Genomic DNA, 20,268 nt, shown 5'->3' on the forward strand with positions numbered 1-20,268 from the left:
CACGAAATGCGGGCGATGGCGGGCCGCTTCGAGGTGCACGCCCAGACGGTTGAGGACGAGGCTCGCAAGATGTGGGCGTCCTCGATGAACATCGCCGGCTCCGGCTGGAGCGGTCAGGCGCAGGCCACCTCGTACGACACCATGGGTCAGGTCAACCAGGCCTTCCGCAACATCGTCAACATGCTCCACGGAGTGCGGGACGGACTGATTCGCGACGCGAACAACTACGAGCAGCAAGAGCAGGCCTCGCAGCAAATCCTCGGCAGCTAGCGCTTAAAACCGCGGCTGCGTACCATTCCAGACATTAGGAGAACACCGTTATGACAATCAATTACCAGTTCGGCGATGTCGACGCCCACGGTGCCTTGATCCGCGCCCAGGCCGCGTCTCTGGAGGCTGAGCACCAGGCCATCGTTCGCGATGTGCTTGCTGCGGGTGACTTCTGGGGCGGTGCCGGTTCGGTGGCCTGCCAGGAGTTCATCACCCAGTTGGGTCGCAACTTCCAGGTGATCTACGAGCAGGCCAACGCCCACGGGCAGAAGGTGCAGAGCGCCGGCAGCAACATGGCCAGCACCGACAGCGCCGTTGGGTCCAGCTGGGCCTAACCCCAACTTCAGGCGCGGCAGCACACCGAGATCTGGTGTGCTGCCGCGTCCTGCGGTTACCGTGCACTTTGAACCCTTGAGGTATTGATGGATCAGCAGACCGCCCGCACCGACATCACCGTTAACGTCGACGGTTTCTGGATGCTCCAGGCCCTCCTGGACATCCGGCACGTCGCGCCGGAATTGCGGTGCCGGCCATTCGTTTCTACCGACTCGAGCGACTGGCTCAACGAGCATCCCGGGATGGCGGTGATGCGCGAGCAGGGCATCGTCGAAAACGACCAGGTGAACGAACATGTGGCCGCTCGAATGCGGGTGCTGGCCGCGCCGGACCTCGAGGTCATCGCCCTGCTGTCGCGGGGCAAGCTGCTCTACGGCGTGGTCGACGACGAGAACCAGCCGCCCGGATCGCGAGACATCCCCGACAACGAGTTTCGGGTAGTGCTGGCCCGCCGCGGCCAGCACTGGGTGTCCGCGGTGCGGGTCGGCGGCGACATCACCGTCGACGACGTCGCGATCGCGGACAGCGCCTCGATCGCGTCGCTGGTCCTGGACGCGCTGGAGTCGATACACCACGCCGAGCCCGCGGCGATCAATGCGGTCAACGTGCCGTTGGAAGAAATGCTGGAAGCCACGAAGTCGTGGCAGGAGTCCGGCTTCAACGTGTTTTCCGGCGGCGACCTGCGGCGGATGGGCATCAGTGCCGCCACCGTGGCCGCGTTGGGACAGGCTCTTTCCGATCCCGCGGCCGAGGTCGCGGTGTACGCGCGTCAGTACCGGGACGATGCGAAGGGCCCCAGTGCTTCGGTGCTGTCGCTCAAAGACGGTTCCGGCGGCCGCATCGCGCTTTACCAGCAGGCACGGACGGCCGGGTCGGGGGAGGCCTGGCTGGCCATCTGTCCGGCGACCCCCCAATTGGTGCAGGTGGGCGTCAAGACGGTGCTGGACACACTTCCCTACGGGGAGTGGAAAACCCACAGCAGGGTCTGACATTCGACGAAACACAAAGTTCACCAATGTCTTTGCACTCAACATGCGGTTGAGAAGCCAACACGGCATACTTCTCTAAGAGATTCAGCAAATCTCAAACCACTGTCACCAAGGTTTTAATCGCGAGGCGGGGTAGATGGAATTCGGATTGGTCGAGCTGCAGTTTCCCGGGGGCCGCAGCGCCCCGGAAAACGGGCCGGCGCGGACTCCCGCCCGGCTGGCGGCACGGGGTTACACATTCACGACGGTAAGGGGTTCAGGGCGATGACTGCGGTAGTTGAAGCGCTACAGCCTGACGTTGAGGGAGTTTCGCAGCCTCGGGCGGTCGTGGTCGGCGTTATGGCCGGGGCGGGCGTACAGATCGGCGTCCTCCTGGACGCCAACGCTCCCGTCTCGGTGATGACCGAGCCACTGCTGAAGGTGGTGAACAGCCGGCTCAGGGAGCTCGGGGAGACCCCGCTGGAGGCCACGGGCCGCGGCAGGTGGGCGCTCTGCCTGGTGGACGGCAGCCCGTTGCGGGCCACCCAGTCCCTGACCGAACAGGACGTCTACGACGGTGACCGGCTGTGGATCCGGTTCATCCAGGACACCGAACATCGCTCGCAGGTCATCGAGCACATCTCCACCGCTGTCGCGGCAAACCTGAGCAAGCGGTTTGCCGCGATCGATCCGGTCGTCGCGGTGCAGGTTGGTGCGTCGATGGTCGCGGCCGGGGTGACGGCCGCGTCGGGCTTGCTGCTCTGGTACCGGTGGCACCACAACTCCTGGCTGCCGACGGCGTACTCCGCGGTGATCGCCGCGGTGGTGCTGGGCGTTTCGCTGATGCTGCAGATGCGGGCGCGCACCCAGCAGGACCGCCGCATCGCCGACATCATGCTGCTGAGCGGCCTGGCGCCACTCACGGTCGCCGCGGCGGCGGCGCCGCCCGGCGGGGTCGGATCTCCCCACGCGGTGTTGGGCTTCGGCGTGCTCACCATCGCCGCGATGCTCGCCCTGCGTTTCACCGGCCGCAGGCTGGGGCTCTACACGGCGCTCGTCACCATCAGTCTGGTCACGGCGATCGCGGCACTGGCGCGCATGGTCGCGATGACCAGCGCGGTGACGCTGCTGACCAGCGTCGTCCTGGTGTGCGTGCTGGTCTATCACACCGCGCCGGCGCTTTCGCGCCGCCTGGCCGGCATTCGCCTGCCGGTGTTCCCCTCGGCGACCAGCCGGTGGGTGTTCGAGGCCCGGCCCGACCTGCCGACCACCGTGGTCCGCTCCGACGGCGGCCCCCCGGTCCTCGAGGGACCCGCGTCCGTCCGCGACGTCTTGGTGCAAGCCGAACGCGCCCGCTCGTTCTTGACCGGCCTGCTGGTCGGGCTGGGCGTCTTGATGATCGTCTCGCTGGCGGCTTTGTCGGATCCGCACACCGGCCAACGCTGGCTGCCGCTGTTGCTGGCCGGCTTCAGCGCCGGATTCCTGATGCTGCGCGGACGCTCCTACGTCGACCGCTGGCAGGCGATCACCCTGGCCGTCACGGCCGTCCTCATCGTGGGTGCCGTGGTGGCGCGGTACGCGCTGGTGTTGCAGTCGCCCCTGGCCGTGTCGATCAGTGCGGCGATCCTGGTCCTGCTGCCGGCGGCCGGCCTCACTTCCGCCGCCGTGGTGCCGAACACCATCTACAGCCCGCTGTTCCGCAAGTTTGTGGAATGGATCGAATACCTCTGCCTGATGCCGATTTTCCCGCTGGCATTGTGGTTGATGAATGTCTATGCAGCAATCCGCTACCGGTAGTAGCAAGGTGTGGCGAGGGCGCGCTTCCGCGGCGGCCCTCGCCGCAATCTTGCTCGCCTCAGGAGCATTGGCCGGTTTACCACCCGCCTATGCGATTTCGCCGCCGACGATCGATCCCGGCGCGGTGCCGCCTGACGGTCCGCCCGGGCCGCCAGCGCCGATGAAGCAGAATTCGTACTGCACCGAGGTCGGCGTGCTGCCCGGCACCGACTTCCGGTTGCCGCCGAAGTACATGGACATGCTGAACCTGCAGGAGGCATGGCAGTTCGGCCGCGGTGCCGGCGTGAAGGTGGCCGTCATCGATACCGGTGTGAGCCCGCATCCCCGGTTTCCGCGCCTGATCCCCGGCGGTGACTACGTGATGGGCGGCGACGGGCTGTCGGACTGCGACGCCCACGGCACCATCGTGGCCTCGATGATCGGCGCCGCGCCGGCCAACGGCGCCGGAGTCCCACCGGCCGCGCCGCGCCGGCCGGTCACCATCCCCACCACCGAACCGCCACCGAAAGCGCCACCGCCCCAGACGGTGACGTTGTCGCCCTTGCCGCAGACCGTGACGATGGTTCCGCCTTCGCCGACGGAGCAACAGCCCGCTCCAGGACCGTTCGGGCTGCCACCGCCACCGCCACCGGCCGCGCCCGCGGGCCCGCCGCCGGGACCTCCGCAGGGCGGGCAGGCCCCGGCCGGCAACCACGGCGGCGGCACGGTGACCATACCCAGCTACTCCGGCGGGAGCCGCGTGGTCGGCGTCGACAATTCACGCGGCCCGCGCCCGCTGGATCCGCCGCCCAGCCCGCCGCCTCCGCCGCCGGCACCGCCCTCGGCTGGTCCCGACGCGTTTAGCGGTGTCGCCCCGGATGTGGACATCATCGGGATCCGCCAGTCGAGCCAGGCTTTCGGCCTCAAGGACGCCTACACCGGCGACGAGGACCCGCAGACTCGCGCGAAGATCGACGGCGTCCAGACCATGGCTCGGGCGATCGTGCACGCCGCCAACATGGGCGCGCAGATCATCAACATCTCGGACGTGACCTGTATGAGCGCGCGCAACATCGTCGACCAGCGCGCGCTGGGTGCGGCGGTGCGCTACGCGGCGGTCGACAAGAATGCCGTCATAGTGGCCGCGGCCGGCGACACGAGCAAAAAGGACTGCAAGCAGAACCCGGCGCATGATCCGTTGCAGCCCAACGATCCTCGCAACTGGAGTTCCGTCACCACCGTCGTGACGCCGTCCTGGTTCAGCGACTATGTCCTGACGGTGGGCGCGGTCGACGAGGACGGCCGGCCGATGACCCAGGGCAACCAGGGGCAGGCGTCGACGAGCGTGGCCGGCCCGTGGGTGGGCATCGCCGCGCCCGGTACCGACGTCATCGGGCTATCCCCCCGGGACGACGGCGTCATCAACGCGATCGACGGCCCGGACAACACGCTGCTGGTTCCGTCCGGCACCAGCTTCTCGGCCGCGATCGTGTCCGGCGTCGCCGCGCTCGTTCGCGCGAAGTTCCCCCAGCTCTCGGCGTACCAGGTCATCAACCGGCTGACCCGCACCGCCCGCGCGCCGGCGCGCGGCGTGGATAACCAGATCGGGCACGGGATCGTCGACCCGGTGGCGGCACTGACGTGGGACGTACCCGAAGGGCCGTTGAAGCCGCCGCAGCAACTTTCGGCGCCGCTGAACATACCGAAGCCCGCCCCACCCCGGGATATGGTGCCGGTGTGGGTGGCCGCCGGAGGCTTGCTCGGGGCGTTACTGATCGGTGGGGGCGTGTTTGGAACGGCGATGCTGATGAAGCGATCGCGGAAGCAGCAATAAGGGCGGAGCAGCAACAGTCATGAAAGCTCAGCGCAGGTTCGGTTTGTCACTGTCGTGGCCACGGGTCACCGCGGTGTTCCTGGTCGACGTCGCCATCATGGTGGTCGCCAGCCACTGCCCGGAGTCCTGGCAGGGCACCTATCGCATCGCGTTCTGGGTGGGCGTCGGGCTGGCGGCGTTGATCGCGCTGTTCTCGCTGATCACCTATCACGGGGTGACGGTGACATCGGGGTTGGCCACCTGGCTGTGGGATTGGTCCGCCGACCCCGGCAGCGCGCTGGGCGCGGGCTGCACGCCGGCGCTCGACTACCAGCGCCGCTTCGGGCGCGACAAGGTCGGCGTGCGCGAGTACGAGGGTCAGCTGGTGACGGTCATCGCGGTCAACGGGGGCGACGACGACCCGTCGTCGCGCCACCGGCACCGGACGTCGCCGCCCACCCTGCTGGTGCAGGCGGTGGCAGATGGGTTGCGGCAGTTCGACATTCACCTCGACGACATCGACATCGTGTCGGTGAAGGTGCGTCGCGGCGGCAACGCCGCCGAGCTGTCCAAGCTCGACGACTGGGGCCCCGAGGAGTGGGAGGTGGCGAATGGCGAGCCGACCTCCTATGTTCGCCGCACCTGGCTGGTGTTGCGGATGAACCCGCAGCGCAACATCGCCGCGGTGGCGGTCCGCGATTCGCTGGCTTCGACGTTGGTGGCGGCGACCGAGCGGCTGGCCCAGGATCTGGACGGGCTCACGTGTGCCGCGCGGCCGCTGACCGCCGAGGAGCTCACCGAGGTGGACCGTGCGGTCCTGGCCGATCTGGAGCCCACCTGGAGCCGGCCCGGCTGGCGCCACCTCAAACACTTCAACGGCTTCACCACCAGCTTCTGGGTGACGCCCGCCGACATCACCACCGACACGCTCGACGAGCTGTGGCAGGCCGACACCGTCGCCACCGTGCTGACGGTCCGGTTGACGGCGCGGGCGGGCCGGCCGCAGGTATCGGCCTGGGTGCGCTTCCACAGCGAGAAGCGGCTGCCCCGAGACGTCTCGGCCGGCCTCAACCGCCTCACCGGACGCCAGCTGGCCGCGGTCCGCGCCAGCTTGCCCGCTCCGGCGACGCGCTCCATGCTCGTGGTGCCCAGCCGCGGACTGCGTGACGACGACGACCTGGTGCTGTCGGTCGATCAGCTGCGAGGGAGTCCGTCGGGCGTGCCTGTGGCGCAATGACGCGGCCGCAATCGACCGCTGAGGGCGCCCGCAACGCGATGGTTGCCGGCCTGCTGGCATCCGGGATATCCGTCAACGGGTTGCAACCGAGTCACAATCCGCAGGTGGCGTCGCAGATGTTCGCCACGGCGAGCAGCCTGGACCCCGGGATGTGCGACGCCTGGCTGGCGCGATTGCTGGCGGGGGAGCGGAGCATCGAGGTCCTCGCCGGTGCATGGGCATCGATTCGCACGTTCGGGTGGGAGACCCGCCGGCTCGGGGTCACCGAGTTGCACTTCCGTCCCCAGGTCTCAGACGGCTTGTTCCTCCAGCTGGCTGTCACCAGCGTCGAGTCCCTGGCGTGCGCTTACGCGGCCGTGCTGGCCGAGGCCAAGCGCTACGAGGAGGCGGCCGAACTGCTCGACGGGGTAACGCCGCGCCAACCATTCGAGCAGGAGCTGGTCGACTACGTGCGGGGCATCCTGTATTTCCGCACCGGGCGGTGGCCGGATGTGCTCAACCAATTCCCGGAGGGCAAGGTCTGGCGTCAGCCGGAACTGAAGGCCGCCGGAGCGGCGATGGCGACGACGGCGCTGGCGTCGCTCGGCGTCTTCGAGGAGGCGATCCGGCGGGGCCAGGACGCGATTGAAGGAGACCGCGTCCCGGGCGCGGCCAACATCGCCCTCTACACCCAGGGCATGTGCCTGCGACACCTGGGCCGGGAGGAAGAGGCCGTCGAGCTGTTGCGCCGGGTGTATTCGCGGGATCCGAAGTTCAGCCCCGCCCGCGAAGCGCTGGACAACCCGAACTATCGACTGGTCCTGACCGACCCGGAAACCATTGAGGCGCGCACGGATCCGTGGGACGCGGACAGCGCGCCGACCCGGGAGGAGACGGAGGCCGCTCGCCACGCCGAGGAGGCCGCAAGGTACCTGGCCGAGGGCGATGCCGAGCTCAACGCGATGCTGGGCATGGAACGCGCCAAGCGGGAGATCAAGCTCATCAAGGCCACGACGAAGGTGAACCTGGCCCGCGCCAAGATGGGCCTTCCCGTGCCGGTGACCTCGCGCCACACACTGCTGCTCGGGCCGCCCGGGACCGGTAAGACGTCGGTGGCGCGCGCCTTCAGCAAGCAGTTGTGCGGCCTGACGGTGCTGCGCAAACCGGTGGTGGTCGAAACCAGCCGCACCAAGCTGCTGGGCCGATACATGGCCGACGCGGAGAAGAACACCGAGGAGATGCTCGAGGAAGCTCTCGGCGGGGCGGTCTTCTTCGACGAGATGCACACGCTGCACGAGAAGGGCTACCAGCAAGGTGACCCCTACGGCAACGCGATCATCAACACGTTGCTGTTGTACATGGAGAACCATCGCGACGAGCTCGTCGTCTTCGGTGCCGGTTACGCCAAGGCGATGGAGAAGATGCTGGACGTGAATCAGGGTCTGCGGCGGCGGTTTTCGACCGTGATCGAGTTCTTCAGCTATACGCCGGACGAGCTGGTCGCGTTGACCCGGTTGATGGGCCAGGAGAACGAGGACGTCATCACCGAGGAAGCGGCGCATTCCCTATTGCCTTCGTACACCAGGTTTTATCTCGACGAGAGCTACTCCGAGGACGGGGACCTGATCCGCGGCATCGATACGCTCGGTAATGCCGGCTTCGTGCGCAATGTGGTCGAGAAGGCCCGCGATCACCGCAGTTTCCGTCTGGACGACGAGGACCTGGATGCGGTGCTGGCCAGCGACGTCACCGAGTTCAGCGAGCGGCAACTCCTGAGATTCAAGGAGCTGACCCAGGAGGACCTGGCCGAGGGCCTCAGCGCGGCGGTCGCGGAGAACAAGACGACCTAGGCCGCGCGGCTCACTTCAGTTAATTCGTGCCGCGGTTTGGCGCCGAACCCGGCTCCCGCGGGGTTTCGCGGCGGTGTCAGGTATGCGCGGGCCTCCCGCGGTGAGCAACGGCCGGCCGGCAGTGCGCCAGCCGGCCGCTCGCCGCGGCTCGACGGAGCCTCGGTTATTTACAAGCCGCTTTTGAGGAAAATGGCACGCCTAGCAACGTCTTAGGCGTCCCAGCCGAATGGCGAGGACTCGGCAAAACCGTCGGTGACCAGGCACAGCCGGCCTCCCAGGAAACTGCCAGCAGCTAATCAGCGGCGCGGCAGAGTAGCCCATCTACCCTTCGTGTGGGTGAACGGTAGGGGAACGGCATGGCAATCGGGTATCAAGTGTCGGTGGAGTGGGCGGGCATGGCGCCATGGTTCGCGCCCGGGCGGCGCCGGCGGAGACCCGGCGTCAGTCTCGTTCGCGACGTACCGGCGCCGCGGGCTCGGTGCCCCGCCGGGAGCACATCGCCCGGGTAGGTCGCAACCGCCGGGCGATCCGGACGGCGGCCAACCGCGCGGGCAAAAGTTCTAGACGGCCGGCAGCAACACAGCCGGCACCGACAACGCCGTCGGCTCTGGTTGGGCGTAATTGCGTCCCGATCGGCTTGACATTGACACGCTCGCTTTGAGCTTGCGGTTTGATCCGCGGGCAACTTTGCGGCATATGTCCGATATGCGTATTTCGCTGTGTTGCCATATGGCGATAGGAGGATCCAACACTTCCAATCCTTCTTTGATATGACTGGAAATCGTTTTAAAACGGTCGATGATAACGTCGATCCGTGGGCCTTCTATTGCCCGAAATAGCGGTTTGCGCAGCCAGTAAACCGCCGCTCAACTGCGCCTCGAACGGTTCTTAACCTTGATGTATTCAAGATCACATCGAAATAGCTGCCCGCCCAACTTCTCACACGGGCCGGTGGTGAAGTGACATTTGATTTTTACATTTGGTTACGCGGAAGGAACGCGGACGGAAATGCGCTATCGCCACAATGCTCTTATGTTTGTGGGCGGTTGGCAGGTTTAGTCACACGCGATCTTTGTAGGGATTCAGTTAGGCAGCGAATGGCCGGTTATTTGAAGTATGTGGAATGAGCTCGTGGCTTCAGAAACGGATCTGATGGATTTCATTAGAACCTTGCCGCGGTTGCGGCCGGGGCAGCAAAGCCGCGCCTACCCTGGCGGCCACTTAAGGGACGGGAGGTAGTCGATGTTGGACTTCGGGGCGCTTCCGCCGGAGGTCAACTCGGGGCGGATGTACGTCGGCGCCGGGTCGGGTCCGCTGCTGGCCGCGGCGGCGGCGTGGGATGAATTGGCGGCGGAGTTGCAGGCCACGAGCGCCTCGTACGGCTCGACGATCGAGTCGCTGGCGACGGGGCCGTGGACGGGTCCGTCGTCGATAGCCATGGCCGCCGCCGCCGCGCCATACGTGGCGTGGATGACCGCCACCGGCGCTCAAGCGGAGGAGGCCGGCGCCCAGGCCAAGCTGGCCGCGGGAGCCTACGAGGCGGCGTTCGCGGCGACGGTGCCGCCACCGGTGATCGCGGCCAATCGCGCGCTGCTGGCAACGCTCATCGCCACCAATATCCTCGGCCAGAACACCCCGGCAATCGCCGCCACCGAAGCCCAATACATGGAGATGTGGGCCCAGGACGCCGCCGCGATGTACGGGTACGCGGCCTCATCGGCAACCGCATCGCAACTGACGCCGTTCGCGGAGCCGCCGCGGACCACGAACGAGTCGGCCGGACCCATGCAGGCGGCCGCGGTCACGCAGTCGGGTGGGCAATCGGGCTCCAACACCGCCTCCAAACTGAGCACGCTGCAACCCCTGCTGAACGCCGGCAATACCGCGGCAGCCAACCCGACGACGGGGACCGGGGTCACCACGGGAATCGGGCAAAACCTCGACTACTGGAACAACATCTGGTCGGTGCTGACGGGCCCGTATTCCCCCCAGTCATGGAGCAGCGTCCCGGGTGGCCCGTTCCTGTCGTTCGGCCAGGCGTACGCCTGGGGCCAGAACGGCCAGGGCGCCGCCGCCTATTTGTCCGGCCCGAAGGCGATCTCCGGGGCACTCGCGCCACTGACCAGCGGACCCAGCGCCGTGCGGCCCATGCTCAGCTCCGCCGTCGGACCGGTTTCGGGCTCCATGGGCAAAGCGTCCCTGGTCGGCAGCATGTCGGTCCCGCAGGGCTGGACGGACGCGGCCCCGGCCATCCGGACCGTCGCCCAGGTGATGCCCACCAACATGGCTGCCGCCCCGGCCGCCGCGCTCGCCGGTGAAGAGGGAGTGTTCAGCCAAATGGGGCTGTCCAGCCTGCTGGGACGCGCCGTCGCGGCCAGCGCGACCCACCCCATGACCGGAAGTGCCGCCGCGGCGGCCAGCTCGCTCGGCGGTGCCGTCGCCGAGGCCGACCCGGCCGCCGCCACCATCATCGTGATCCCGTGCATCGAGGAGTGACCGCCATGAACACACCGCACATCTGCCCAGCACCGAACACCCGGCCGCCGGCCACCAGGTAAGGGGTCACACATGTTTTACGGAGCCTTTCCGCCGGAGTTCAACTCGGGCCGGATGTATGCCGGCCCGGGACCGGAGTCCTTGGTGGCGGCCGCTACCGCGTGGGAGAACCTGGCCACCGAGTTGCAGTCCGCGGCGTCGGCCTATTCGTCGGTGGTCTCGGGTCTGGCCACCGGGCCGTGGGCGGGGCCCTCTTCCCTCGCCATGGCCTCGGCGGCCGCGCCCTATGTGGCCTGGATGCAGCAGACCGCGATTCAGGCCCAGGAAGCCGCCACCCAGGCCGGCGCGGCGGTAGCCGCGTACGAGGCGGCGTTCGCTGCGCATGTGCCGCCACCGGTGATCGCGGAGAACCGTGCCCTCTTGGCGCAGCTCATGGCGACCAACCTGTTCGGGCAGAACACCGCCGCGATCGCGGCCACCGAGACCGAGTACGGCGAGATGTGGGCGCAGGACGCCGTGGCGATGGACAGCTACGCCACCTCGTCGGAGGCGGCCTCGAGGTTTACGCCGTTCGCGGAGCCGCCCCAGACCACCAACACTGCGGGGACCACGATGCAGGCGGCCGCGATAAGCCAAAGTGCCGGCACCTCCGCCGGCAATGCGGGGTCAACGGTCAGCGCGGCGGCCAACTCGCTCACCACGACCGCGACAGCGGGCAACCCGATACTGGCATGGCTCTCGCAGCTCGCCACCCAGTACAACACCACCATCACCACCTTCTTGAAGGGCTTCGGCACAACTCCCGGCGGCACGCCGTTGATCACTGCCATGTACAACGCCGTCAAGGTGCCCCTGGGGCTGACCACGCAGTTCAACGACGTCGGATTGCTCATCAACTTCCCCGTGTCCCAGTGGCTCAAGTTCGCTCCACCCGTCGCCTACGGCGCGCTGCCGAAGGACGCGCTGGGCGCCGGGCTGGGGGCGTTGGGCTTCGGCCGGGGCACGCTCTACGACGCGATCAGCCCGACGGCCGGCTTCGCGCGCGGCACGTTGGTGGGGCAGTTGAGCGTTCCGCCGAGCTGGGCCTCGGCCACCCCGGCCATCCGAACAGTTGCCGCCGCATTGTCGGCCGCGGGGCCCGAGGCGGTGCCGGCGGCGGCGCTGGGCGAGGGCAGCCTGTTCAGTTCGATGGGAATGGCGGGGATGCTGGGCAGCGCCCTCGGCTCCGGGGGGCCCACCGTGGTCGGCGCCGGCGTGCGCAACCGGATGAAGCCCATCAAGGACCTCAAAGACAAGCAGTCGCCGGAACAGCTGAAGCGTCTGGTCGCACAGATATCGGAGAAGCCCGAAACCGTGCAGCACCACAACGTCGACCAGGAAGGTCTCGACGCCCTGCTCGAGCAGCTGGCGAAGAAGCCCGGCATCCACGCCGTGCACCTGAAGAAGGGCGACAAGTCCAAAGTCCTGCCCGCTGATGCCCAATTAGGTTAGCGGCCAACATGATTCAAGCCCGTGTGGCGATGCGCAAGGAAGGCGAGCAATGAAACGGTTACTGGTTGTACTGGGCGTCCCCGCCCTGATCGGCCTGGCCGCACCGGCATACGCCGATCCTCCACCCGTACCGGACGGCGACGACGGGGCGTTCCTCGCCGCGCTGCACCAGGCCGGCTTCGGCTTCGCAAGTCCGGATGCGGCCGTCGGGGCGGGCCGGGCCGTCTGTTCGTGCCTGAACAACGGCGAATCGGGTTTGGAGCTGGTCCATGACGTGAAGATGCACAATCCGGGCATGGACATGGAGATGGCGTCCAACTTCGCCATGATCTCCGCGAAGTACTACTGCCCGCATCAGCTCAGCAAGGCCTGACCGATACGGTATTACCCTGGCCCAGAAGGCATTTCGCAAGATCGAGCCCGTGCTGCGGTCGACGTCGCGCCATGAGACAATCACCGGTTATGAGGCTGCTGCTGCCGCTGATCGCCGTTCCGGCCGCGATCGTGCTCGCCGCGCCCGCGCACGGCGAGCCGGATGCGGGCGGCGTCGACGAGGCGAGCTTTCTCGCGTCGCTGCGAAGCGCGGGCATCACCTACAAGACGCCGGAGGCGGCGGTCCAGTTCGCCCAGGCGGTATGTACTGCGATGGGCAACGGCGAGTACGGCCCCCAGATGGTCAACGATCTGAAGGGCCAAAATCCCGGGCTCACTACGGATCACGCCACGTCGTTTCTGGCGATCGCCGCGAAATTCTACTGTCCCCAGCAACTCAACAAGAGCTAGCCTGGCGTCGGCCACATCGGGAACCCTTTGGCGGCGCACGGGTTTCGCACGCATGACCGCAACGCATCCGGTTCGGCTCGGCGCCACCTGCCGTTCACCTGAGAGTGGTTAGCTCCGGCCGGTGCCGGGGGAAGGAGTGCCGATGGAGACCACGCTGAGCGTCGCCGATTTCGCGCTCCGGCTCGCCGTGGGCGTGGGATGTGGCGCCCTCATCGGCCTGGAGCGGCAATGGCGGGCGCGCCGGGCCGGCCTGCGGACCAACGCGCTCGTCGCCGGCGGCGCGACCCTGTTCGTGCTGTATGCCGCCGCCACCGCGGACACCAGCCCCACCAGGGTGGCGTCGTACGTGGTGTCCGGCATCGGGTTCCTCGGCGGTGGCGTGATCCTGCGCGAGGGCGTCAACGTCCGGGGCCTCAACACCGCGGCCACCCTGTGGTGTTCCGCGGCGATCGGCGTCCTGGCGGCCTCGGGTCACCTGGTGTTCGCGTTGATCGGCACCGGGACCGTCATCGCGATACATGTGTTCGGGCGTCCGCTCGGCCGGCTGATCGATCGCGACAACACCGGCGACGAAGACGAAAGTCTGCGGCCCTACCTGGTGCAGGTGGTCTCGCGTCCCAAACACGAGCAGTACGCGCGCGCCCAGATCGTGCAGCACGCGAGCGGTAACGACATCACGCTGCGCGGCATCCATACCGGGCGGTCCGGCGACGACGAGGTCACGTTGACCGCGCACCTACTCATGGACGGCGACGCCCCGTCCCGGCTGGAGCGGCTGGTGGCGGAGCTGTCGCTGCAGCCGGGAGTTCGCGCGGTGCAGTGGTATGCCGGCGACGAAGCGCAATCGGACCGTTAAGGGCGGGCCTGCAACTCGGGCGCGGCCGCGGCCAGGAGGTCGGCGCGGTTCCCGGTCAGCGGCGGATAGATGCGACGGGTGTTGATCGTCCGCTTCGTAGCCTTGGCTCGTTCGCCGGTTGACACCAGCAGCCGATCCCATCCTTCGGTGTAGACCGCGCCGGCCGGTCCGAGATCGAGAACCGTTACATACCAAGGGATTCGGAGAGCCAGCAGCGGTTCGCCGAACAGGTCGCTGATCACGTTGTAGCCGGCGTAGCGGCCCATCGGGCGGCCGTGTTGACACGACATCACCGACAGGTGGTCGTCGTCCATACGGGCGGCCGCGACGTCGCCGGCGGCAAAAACCGCGGGGACGCCGATGACCCGCAGAAAGTCATCGACGGGCACCCGCCCCAGGCCGTCGCGCGCCACCGGCAGCTGCTCGGTCAGCGAGCTGGCCCGCATACCGGCACACCACACCACCGTGCCCGCCGCCACGTGTTCACCCGAGGTCAGCGACACACCGCGCTCGCTGATGGCGGCGACACCGACGCCCGCCCGGGTCTCGACGCCGTTGGCCGCTAGCGCGGCTTCGATCGCCGGTCGCGCCGAGGCGCCCATGTCGGAGCCGATGCGGCTGCGATCCAGCAGCACCACGCGGGGAGTGGCGTCGCTGCCGGCGAACAGCCGCCGCAACCTGTCGGGTAGCTCGCAAGCCACTTCGATGCCGGTCAGCCCCGCCCCGACCACGACGACCGTGGCCGCCGCTGCCGTTGGAGAACCGTCGGCGAGCCGAAGCAGGTGGTCGCGCAGGGCAAGGGCACCGTCGTAGGTGTCGACGTCGAAACCGAACTCCCGCAGGCCCGGTATGGGGGGTTTGACGACCTCGCTGCCGGAGGCCAGCACGAGCCGGTCGTACTCGTATGTCACCCCGCCCGACGTGGCGACGGTGCGTGCGTGGGTGTCGATCGCGGTCACCTCGGTGGCCACGTGTGCCACGCCCACGGGATCGAGGAGGCCGGCGAGCGGAATGCGGCATGGGCGCAGGTCGGCCTCGTAATTGCGCACCCGAATGTCGTGGAACGGTTGGGTGGCCAACACGGTGATGTCGACCGTTCCGGTCGGGACGGCCAGCTCGTCGAGTCGGCGCGCGGCGCCGAGCGCCGCCCATAATCCGGCAAAGCCCGAGCCGATCACCACCACAGCTGCCAACTGCTAACACCTCGCGTCGTTCGGCCCCGTCGTCCCAGTTTGGACCGCATGGCGAACCAAGGCGACCCGCACGTCCCGTCGGCCGTCGTAGTCTTATGCCTGTGAGTGCACTCTCAGGTTTCGTGTCCGCGCTGCCCCCGCAGATGCGGGATCCCGTGCTGCTCGCCATTCCCTTCTTCTTGTTGCTGTTGACGCTGGAATGGGCGGCGGCCCGAAAGCTGGAGAGCATCGCCGAAAACGCGCGGCCGGTCTCCGGCGCGTACCTCACCCGCGACTCGCTGGCCAGCATCTCGATGGGGCTGGTCTCGGTGGGCACCACCGCCGCCTGGAAGACCCTGGCCCTGTTCGGCTACGCCGCGATCTATGCCTACCTGGCGCCCTGGCACCTGTCGGTGGCCCGGTGGTACACCTGGGTCATCGCGCTTGTCGGCGTCGACCTGCTGTATTACGCCTATCACCGGATCGCACACCGGGTCCGATTGATCTGGGCGACGCACCAGGCCCATCACTCCAGCCAATACTTCAACTTCGCGACCGCGCTGCGCCAGAAGTGGAACAACAGCGGCGAAATCCTGATGTGGGTGCCCCTGCCGCTGCTGGGGGTCCCGCCCTGGATGGTGTTCTTCAGTTTCTCGATCAGCCTGATCTACCAGTTCTGGGTGCACACCGAGCGGATCGACAAGCTGCCACGGCCCATCGAATTCCTCTTCAACACCCCGTCGCATCACCGGGTGCACCACGGAATGGACCCGATCTACCTCGACAAGAACTACGGCGGAATCCTCATCATCTGGGACCGGCTGTTCGGCAGCTTCCAGCCCGAGTTGTTCCGCCCGCATTACGGCCTGACCAAGCAGGTCACCACGTTCAACATCTGGAAGCTGCAGACCCACGAATACGTCGCGATCGCCCGCGACTGGCGTTCGGCGACCCGGCTGCGTGACCGGCTGGGCTACGTCTTCGGCCCGCCGGGCTGGGCCCCGCGCACCGCGGACCACACCGAGACCACCGTTTCCCTGGCCACATCGCCGTAACGCCGGCGGCGGACGGCGCGAAGACTTCTGCGTAACGGAAAGTCACGCCGTAATCTCAAATCGGTCGAGATTTGGCCCAGAGGGATCGGAGTTGATGGTGCGTCGCCTGGCAATGCGAGCGTTCACCGCGTCGATCACCGTGGCCGCGCTCACGCAGTGGATGCCGACCGCGCCGGCCAAAGCCGACCCCGTCATGGTCTATCCGGGCATGGAGATCCGGCAGGACAATCGCGTCTGCACGCTGGGCTACGTCGACCCCAATCTCAAGATCGCCTTCACCGCGGGGCACTGCCGCGGCGGCGCGGGCGTGGTCACCGACCGCGGCGGGGCCGTCATCGGCCGGCTGGCCGCCTTCCGGGACAACACCCCCAGCGGCACTACGGTGGCTACCGACCAGCTGATCACCGACTACGAGGCGATCGTGCTGGACAACGGCGTGATGGCGAACAACGTCCTGCCGGGCGGGCGTCCACTGATCTCGAATCCGGCGGCGGCGCTCGCCCCCGGGCAGGCGATCTGCCACTTCGGCGTCAGCACCGGCGAAACCTGCGGGACGGTGGAGAGCGTGAACAACGGCTGGTTCACCATGTCGCACGGCGTGCAGAGCCACAACGGCGATTCGGGCGGGCCGGTGTACCTGCCGTCCAGCGCGGGTCCGGGGCTGCTCGTGGGGATCTTCAACAGCGTGTGGGGGGACTTTCCGGCGGCGGTGTCTTGGCGGGCGACCTCAGAGGAGGTCCGTGAGGACCTCGGTGTGACGCGCGGGGGCGCTCGTTAGGCGATTCAGCGGGACTCGTCCGCCTCCGCGAGCGCGAACACGGGGATCGTGGGTGCGACGGCGCGGAACTCCTCGTCGGTGCTGACCGGGGTCAGCCCGGCGACGTAGTCCTTGACCTGCCAATACCAGCGCTCCAGATAGCGGCGCAGCAGTTCCGGTTTGGCCGCGTCGGCCACCTCGGTGACGCGGGCGCGGCGCCGGCGCCAGCGGGGGCCGGTTTCGACGACGCCCGCGGCCCGGACGTTGCGGGCCCACTGGGTGTTGCCTCGTGGTGAGACCAGGTAGTGCACCCCGTCAACGGTCAGCAGATTGATGACGACCGCCCGCGTCTTCCCGCTTTTGCGCCCGCGCACCCGCAGCGCATGGGTGCCGGCGATGCTGACACCCATCTCGGCAAGCCAGCGGATCACCGCGTTGGCGGCCCGCACGGCCCCGCCCGGTTCTTCGTATCGCGTGGACATGTCGCATCCTTTCTTGCAAACCTTCCGAGAGCAGTGCTCTCTAAACGGAGACTGTGCCACACGCTCAGCCGGAAAGCAAGAGCGGTGATCTCGGTTATGCCAGACTGGCCGCGTGGGCAAACGCCAGGAGACCCGGCAGCAGATCGAGTCGCGCATCATCCAGCTCGGTCGCCAGCAGCTGGTCGACCGCGGCGCGGCCGGGTTGTCGGTGCGTGCGATCGCCCGGGACCTCGGCATGGTGTCGTCGGCCGTCTACCGGTACGTGTCCAGCCGCGACGAGCTGCTGACCTTGCTGCTGGTCGATGCCTACTCGGACCTCGCCGACGCCGTCGATCGCGCCCGCGAGGCGGTCGGGGACCTCTGGAGCGACGATGTCATCGCGATTTCCCGGGCGACACGGGAGTGGGCCGTCGCGCACCCCGCCCGCTGGGCCCTGCTGTACGGCAGCCCCGTGCCCGGGTATCACGCACCGCCGGAGCGCACCGTGGCCGTGGGCACCCGGGTGGTGGCGGCGTTCTTCGACGCCGTGGCGTCGGGCATTGCCACCGGCGACATCAGGCTGACCGATACCGTTGCGCCCCAACCGATGTCGTCGGACTTCGAGCGGATTCGCCAGGAATTTGGCTTCCCCGGCGACGACCAGGTGGTCGCCAAGTGCTTCCTGCTCTGGGCGGGGGTGCTGGGTGCGATCAGCCTCGAGGTGTTCGGGCAATACGGCGCCGATACCCTGACCGATCCCGAGGCGGTGTTCGGCGCGCAGCTTCGGCTGCTGGTGGACGTGTTGAGCCAACATTGACGGGCCGGCCGCCGCCCGGAATTAGAACATGTTCACCCAGCCTGCGGAACGCGGGAGCCGCTCGCCATGGCAAAGTTTTCGCGGCCCTTCCTGGCTCCCGAGCCACTCGACTATCCTGCGAGACGATGACCCTTCCCGTTCAATCGCCAACGCAGATCGCGTGGGTTACCACCGACCTGGACGCCACCGAAACCGCCCTCACCGGCTTGTTAGGGGTGCGCAAATGGGTCCGCATACCCGACGTGCACTTTGCTCCGGAATCCTGCAGCTACCTCGGCAAGCCGGCCGATTTCGTCGCCAGCATCTCGCTGAGCTATCTCGGCGACATGCAGCTGGAACTGATCCAGCCCGTCCGCGGGGAGAACATCTATAGTGACTTTTTGCGCGAATCCGGGCCCGGTCTGCACCACATTTGCATGGAGGCCGAGAACCCCGGGCAGTTCGACGCGGCGTTGGCCGAGGCCGTGGAATTCGGCGCCGCGGTCGTGCAGCAAGGTGTGATGCCCGGCGGGATCCAGTTCGCCTATGTGTCAGCGCCGCAGGCGGCGGTGCCGTTTGTGGAGATCGCCTACATCGCGCGCGAGATGAGGGCGTTTTACGACTACATCAAACAGGAGCAGCGCCAATGAGCACGGAGATCCCGGCAACGGTCAGCGCGGACGACGTGACGTCGTGGTCGGATGACGTCGACGTGGTGGTGGTCGGCTTCGGCATCGCGGGCGGCTGCGCCGCCGTCAGCGCGGCGGCCGCCGGGGCGAAGGTGCTGGTGCTGGAGCGTGCCGCGGCGGCGGGCGGCACGACGTCGCTTGCCGGGGGGCACTTCTATTTGGGTGGGGGAACGGCGGTTCAGCAGGCCACGGGCCACGCCGACTCGCCCGAGGAGATGTACAAATACCTGGTCGCCGTGTCCCGGCAACCGGATCACGACAAGATCCGGGCCTACTGCGAGGGCAGCGTCGAGCATTTCAACTGGCTGGAAGACTTGGGTTTTCAATTCGAGCGCAGCTACTTTCCGGGCAAGGCCGTCATTCAGCCCAACACCGAGGGCCTGATGTTCACCGGCAACGAGAAGGTGTGGCCGTTCCTGGAGCAGGCGGTGCCGGCGCCGCGGGGCCACAAGGTGCCCGTGCCCGGCGACACCGGGGGCGCCAGCATGGTGATCGATCTGCTGCTGAAGCGCGCCGCGAACCTGGGCGTCCAGATCCGGTACGAGACGGGCGCCACCGAACTCATCGTGGACGGTTCGGGCGCGGTGTGCGGTGTCATGTGGAAGCAGTTCTCCGAAACCGGTGCGATCAAAGCAAAGTCGGTGATCGTCGCTGCCGGCGGATTCGTGATGAACCCGGAGATGGTTGCCAAGTACACCCCCAAGCTGGCCGAGAAACCGTTCGTGCTGGGCAACACGTACGACGACGGGCTGGGCATCCGGATGGGCGTATCGGCCGGCGGCGCAACCGAGCACATGGATCAGATCTTCATCACGGCTCCGCCGTACCCGCCGTCGATCCTGTTGACGGGCATCATCGTGAACAAGCTGGGACAGCGCTTCGTCGCCGAGGATTCCTACCATTCCAGGACTTCCGGGTTCATCATGGACCAGCCGGACAGCGCGGCGTTCCTCATCGTCGACGAGGCGCACCTGGAGCACCCCAAGATGCCGCTGGTGCCGCTGATCGACGGATGGGAAACCGTCCCGGAAATGGAAGCCGCGCTTGGCATTCCGGAGGGCAACCTGGTCGCGACGCTGGACCGTTACAACGCCAACGCCGCCCGCGGCGAGGACCCGGACTTTCACAAGCAGCCCGAATTCCTTGCGGCACAAGATCACGGCCCCTGGGGCGCGTTCGACATGTCCTTGGGTAAGGCGATGTACGCCGGCTTCACCATCGGCGGGCTCGTCACGTCCGTGGACGGCGAGGTGCTGCGCGAGGACGGCACCGTCGTGCCGGGCCTGTATGCGGCCGGGGCGTGCGCGTCCAACATCGCCCAGGACGGCAAGGGCTACGCCAGCGGCACACAGCTGGGGGAGGGCTCGTTCTTCGGCCGCCGCGCCGGAGCGCACGCGGCCGGGCGGGCCGGGGGCGCGCAGGCGCGCTAAGACCCAGCGCCGGAGCGCACGCGGCCGGGCGGGCCGGGGGCGCGCAGGCGCGC

Annotated in this window: 19 protein-coding genes; 17 read left to right on the forward strand and 2 right to left on the reverse strand. The window is 67.6% G+C overall.

Going from position 1 to position 20,268, the window contains the following annotated elements:
• The 12 genes from A5697_RS18545 to A5697_RS18600 form a co-directional block, all read left to right on the forward strand.
• Positions 1 to 270, forward strand: a 270-nt coding sequence (locus A5697_RS18545) for a WXG100 family type VII secretion target (RefSeq protein WP_068011638.1), incomplete at its 5' end; no start/stop codon positions are given.
• A gap of 50 nt (positions 271 to 320) precedes the next feature.
• On the forward strand, positions 321 to 605 hold the full coding sequence (locus A5697_RS18550) for a WXG100 family type VII secretion target (RefSeq protein ID WP_046182844.1): 285 nt from the start codon (positions 321 to 323) through the stop codon (positions 603 to 605).
• Between the two features lie 87 nt (positions 606 to 692).
• Positions 693 to 1,595 carry an ESX secretion-associated protein EspG gene (locus A5697_RS18555; protein WP_055405688.1) on the forward strand — a complete coding sequence of 301 codons (903 nt, stop codon included), beginning with the start codon at positions 693 to 695 and terminating at the stop codon, positions 1,593 to 1,595.
• Positions 1,596 to 1,859: 264 nt separating this feature from the next.
• Complete coding sequence (gene eccD / locus A5697_RS18560; RefSeq protein ID WP_067950334.1) at positions 1,860 to 3,371, forward strand: type VII secretion integral membrane protein EccD; 1,512 nt, start codon at positions 1,860 to 1,862, stop codon at positions 3,369 to 3,371.
• Positions 3,349 to 5,184, forward strand: coding sequence for a type VII secretion-associated serine protease mycosin (locus A5697_RS18565; protein WP_068011639.1), 1,836 nt, complete (start codon positions 3,349 to 3,351; stop codon positions 5,182 to 5,184). The genes eccD and A5697_RS18565 overlap by 23 nt, the downstream gene beginning before the upstream one ends.
• A 19-nt stretch (positions 5,185 to 5,203) precedes the next feature.
• Positions 5,204 to 6,400 carry a type VII secretion protein EccE gene (eccE, locus tag A5697_RS18570; RefSeq protein WP_068011640.1) on the forward strand — a complete coding sequence of 399 codons (1,197 nt, stop codon included), beginning with the start codon at positions 5,204 to 5,206 and terminating at the stop codon, positions 6,398 to 6,400.
• The gene (eccA, locus tag A5697_RS18575) at positions 6,397 to 8,229 is read left to right on the forward strand and encodes a type VII secretion AAA-ATPase EccA (protein ID WP_067950340.1); all 1,833 of its coding nucleotides are present in this window, start codon (positions 6,397 to 6,399) and stop codon (positions 8,227 to 8,229) included. The genes eccE and eccA overlap by 4 nt, the downstream gene beginning before the upstream one ends.
• Before the next feature lie 1,245 nt (positions 8,230 to 9,474).
• The gene (locus A5697_RS18580) at positions 9,475 to 10,725 is read left to right on the forward strand and encodes a PPE family protein (RefSeq protein WP_369806127.1); all 1,251 of its coding nucleotides are present in this window, start codon (positions 9,475 to 9,477) and stop codon (positions 10,723 to 10,725) included.
• A gap of 72 nt (positions 10,726 to 10,797) precedes the next feature.
• Entirely contained in the window at positions 10,798 to 12,216 is a 1,419-nt protein-coding gene (locus A5697_RS18585; RefSeq protein WP_067950343.1) for a PPE family protein, read from the forward strand.
• 49 nt (positions 12,217 to 12,265) lie between these two features.
• Complete coding sequence (locus A5697_RS18590; protein ID WP_068011642.1) at positions 12,266 to 12,589, forward strand: DUF732 domain-containing protein; 324 nt, start codon at positions 12,266 to 12,268, stop codon at positions 12,587 to 12,589.
• Between the two features lie 89 nt (positions 12,590 to 12,678).
• Positions 12,679 to 12,999: a DUF732 domain-containing protein gene (locus tag A5697_RS18595; protein WP_067950347.1), complete on the forward strand. Its 321-nt coding sequence runs from the start codon at positions 12,679 to 12,681 to the stop codon at positions 12,997 to 12,999.
• Positions 13,000 to 13,141: 142 nt separating this feature from the next.
• Positions 13,142 to 13,855 (forward strand): MgtC/SapB family protein, encoded by a 714-nt coding sequence (locus A5697_RS18600; protein ID WP_067210077.1) that lies wholly within the window; start codon positions 13,142 to 13,144, stop codon positions 13,853 to 13,855.
• Here the strand turns inward: A5697_RS18600 and A5697_RS18605 are convergent.
• Positions 13,852 to 15,048 (reverse strand): NAD(P)/FAD-dependent oxidoreductase, encoded by a 1,197-nt coding sequence (locus A5697_RS18605; protein ID WP_067950349.1) that lies wholly within the window; start codon positions 15,046 to 15,048, stop codon positions 13,852 to 13,854. The two genes, A5697_RS18600 and A5697_RS18605, sit on opposite strands and share 4 nt — an antisense overlap.
• A gap of 101 nt (positions 15,049 to 15,149) precedes the next feature.
• Between A5697_RS18605 and A5697_RS18610 the strand changes: the two genes are divergently transcribed.
• On the forward strand, positions 15,150 to 16,082 hold the full coding sequence (locus A5697_RS18610) for a sterol desaturase family protein (protein ID WP_068011643.1): 933 nt from the start codon (positions 15,150 to 15,152) through the stop codon (positions 16,080 to 16,082).
• A gap of 94 nt (positions 16,083 to 16,176) precedes the next feature.
• Positions 16,177 to 16,860 (forward strand): hypothetical protein, encoded by a 684-nt coding sequence (locus A5697_RS18615; protein WP_067950354.1) that lies wholly within the window; start codon positions 16,177 to 16,179, stop codon positions 16,858 to 16,860.
• A gap of 5 nt (positions 16,861 to 16,865) precedes the next feature.
• On the opposite strand, the gene A5697_RS18620 is transcribed toward A5697_RS18615, so the two are convergent.
• Positions 16,866 to 17,321, reverse strand: coding sequence for a nitroreductase/quinone reductase family protein (locus A5697_RS18620; protein ID WP_067950356.1), 456 nt, complete (start codon positions 17,319 to 17,321; stop codon positions 16,866 to 16,868).
• Between the two features lie 112 nt (positions 17,322 to 17,433).
• Here A5697_RS18620 and A5697_RS18625 point away from each other — a divergent pair, with 112 nt between their 5' ends.
• The 3 genes from A5697_RS18625 to A5697_RS18635 all read left to right on the forward strand — a co-directional run bounded on the left by A5697_RS18625 (position 17,434) and on the right by A5697_RS18635 (position 20,215).
• A complete protein-coding gene (locus A5697_RS18625) occupies positions 17,434 to 18,117 on the forward strand; it encodes a TetR/AcrR family transcriptional regulator (protein WP_067950358.1) in 684 nt (227 codons plus the stop codon).
• A 125-nt stretch (positions 18,118 to 18,242) separates the two neighbouring features.
• A complete protein-coding gene (locus A5697_RS18630; RefSeq protein ID WP_067950359.1) occupies positions 18,243 to 18,746 on the forward strand; it encodes a VOC family protein in 504 nt (167 codons plus the stop codon).
• On the forward strand, positions 18,743 to 20,215 hold the full coding sequence (locus tag A5697_RS18635; RefSeq protein ID WP_067950362.1) for an FAD-binding protein: 1,473 nt from the start codon (positions 18,743 to 18,745) through the stop codon (positions 20,213 to 20,215). Before A5697_RS18630 ends, A5697_RS18635 begins: the two co-directional genes overlap by 4 nt.
• Positions 20,216 to 20,268: the final 53 nt, after the last annotated feature.

Source organism: Mycobacterium sp. E3251 (genome assembly GCF_001666835.1).
Lineage (GTDB): Bacteria > Actinomycetota > Actinomycetes > Mycobacteriales > Mycobacteriaceae > Mycobacterium.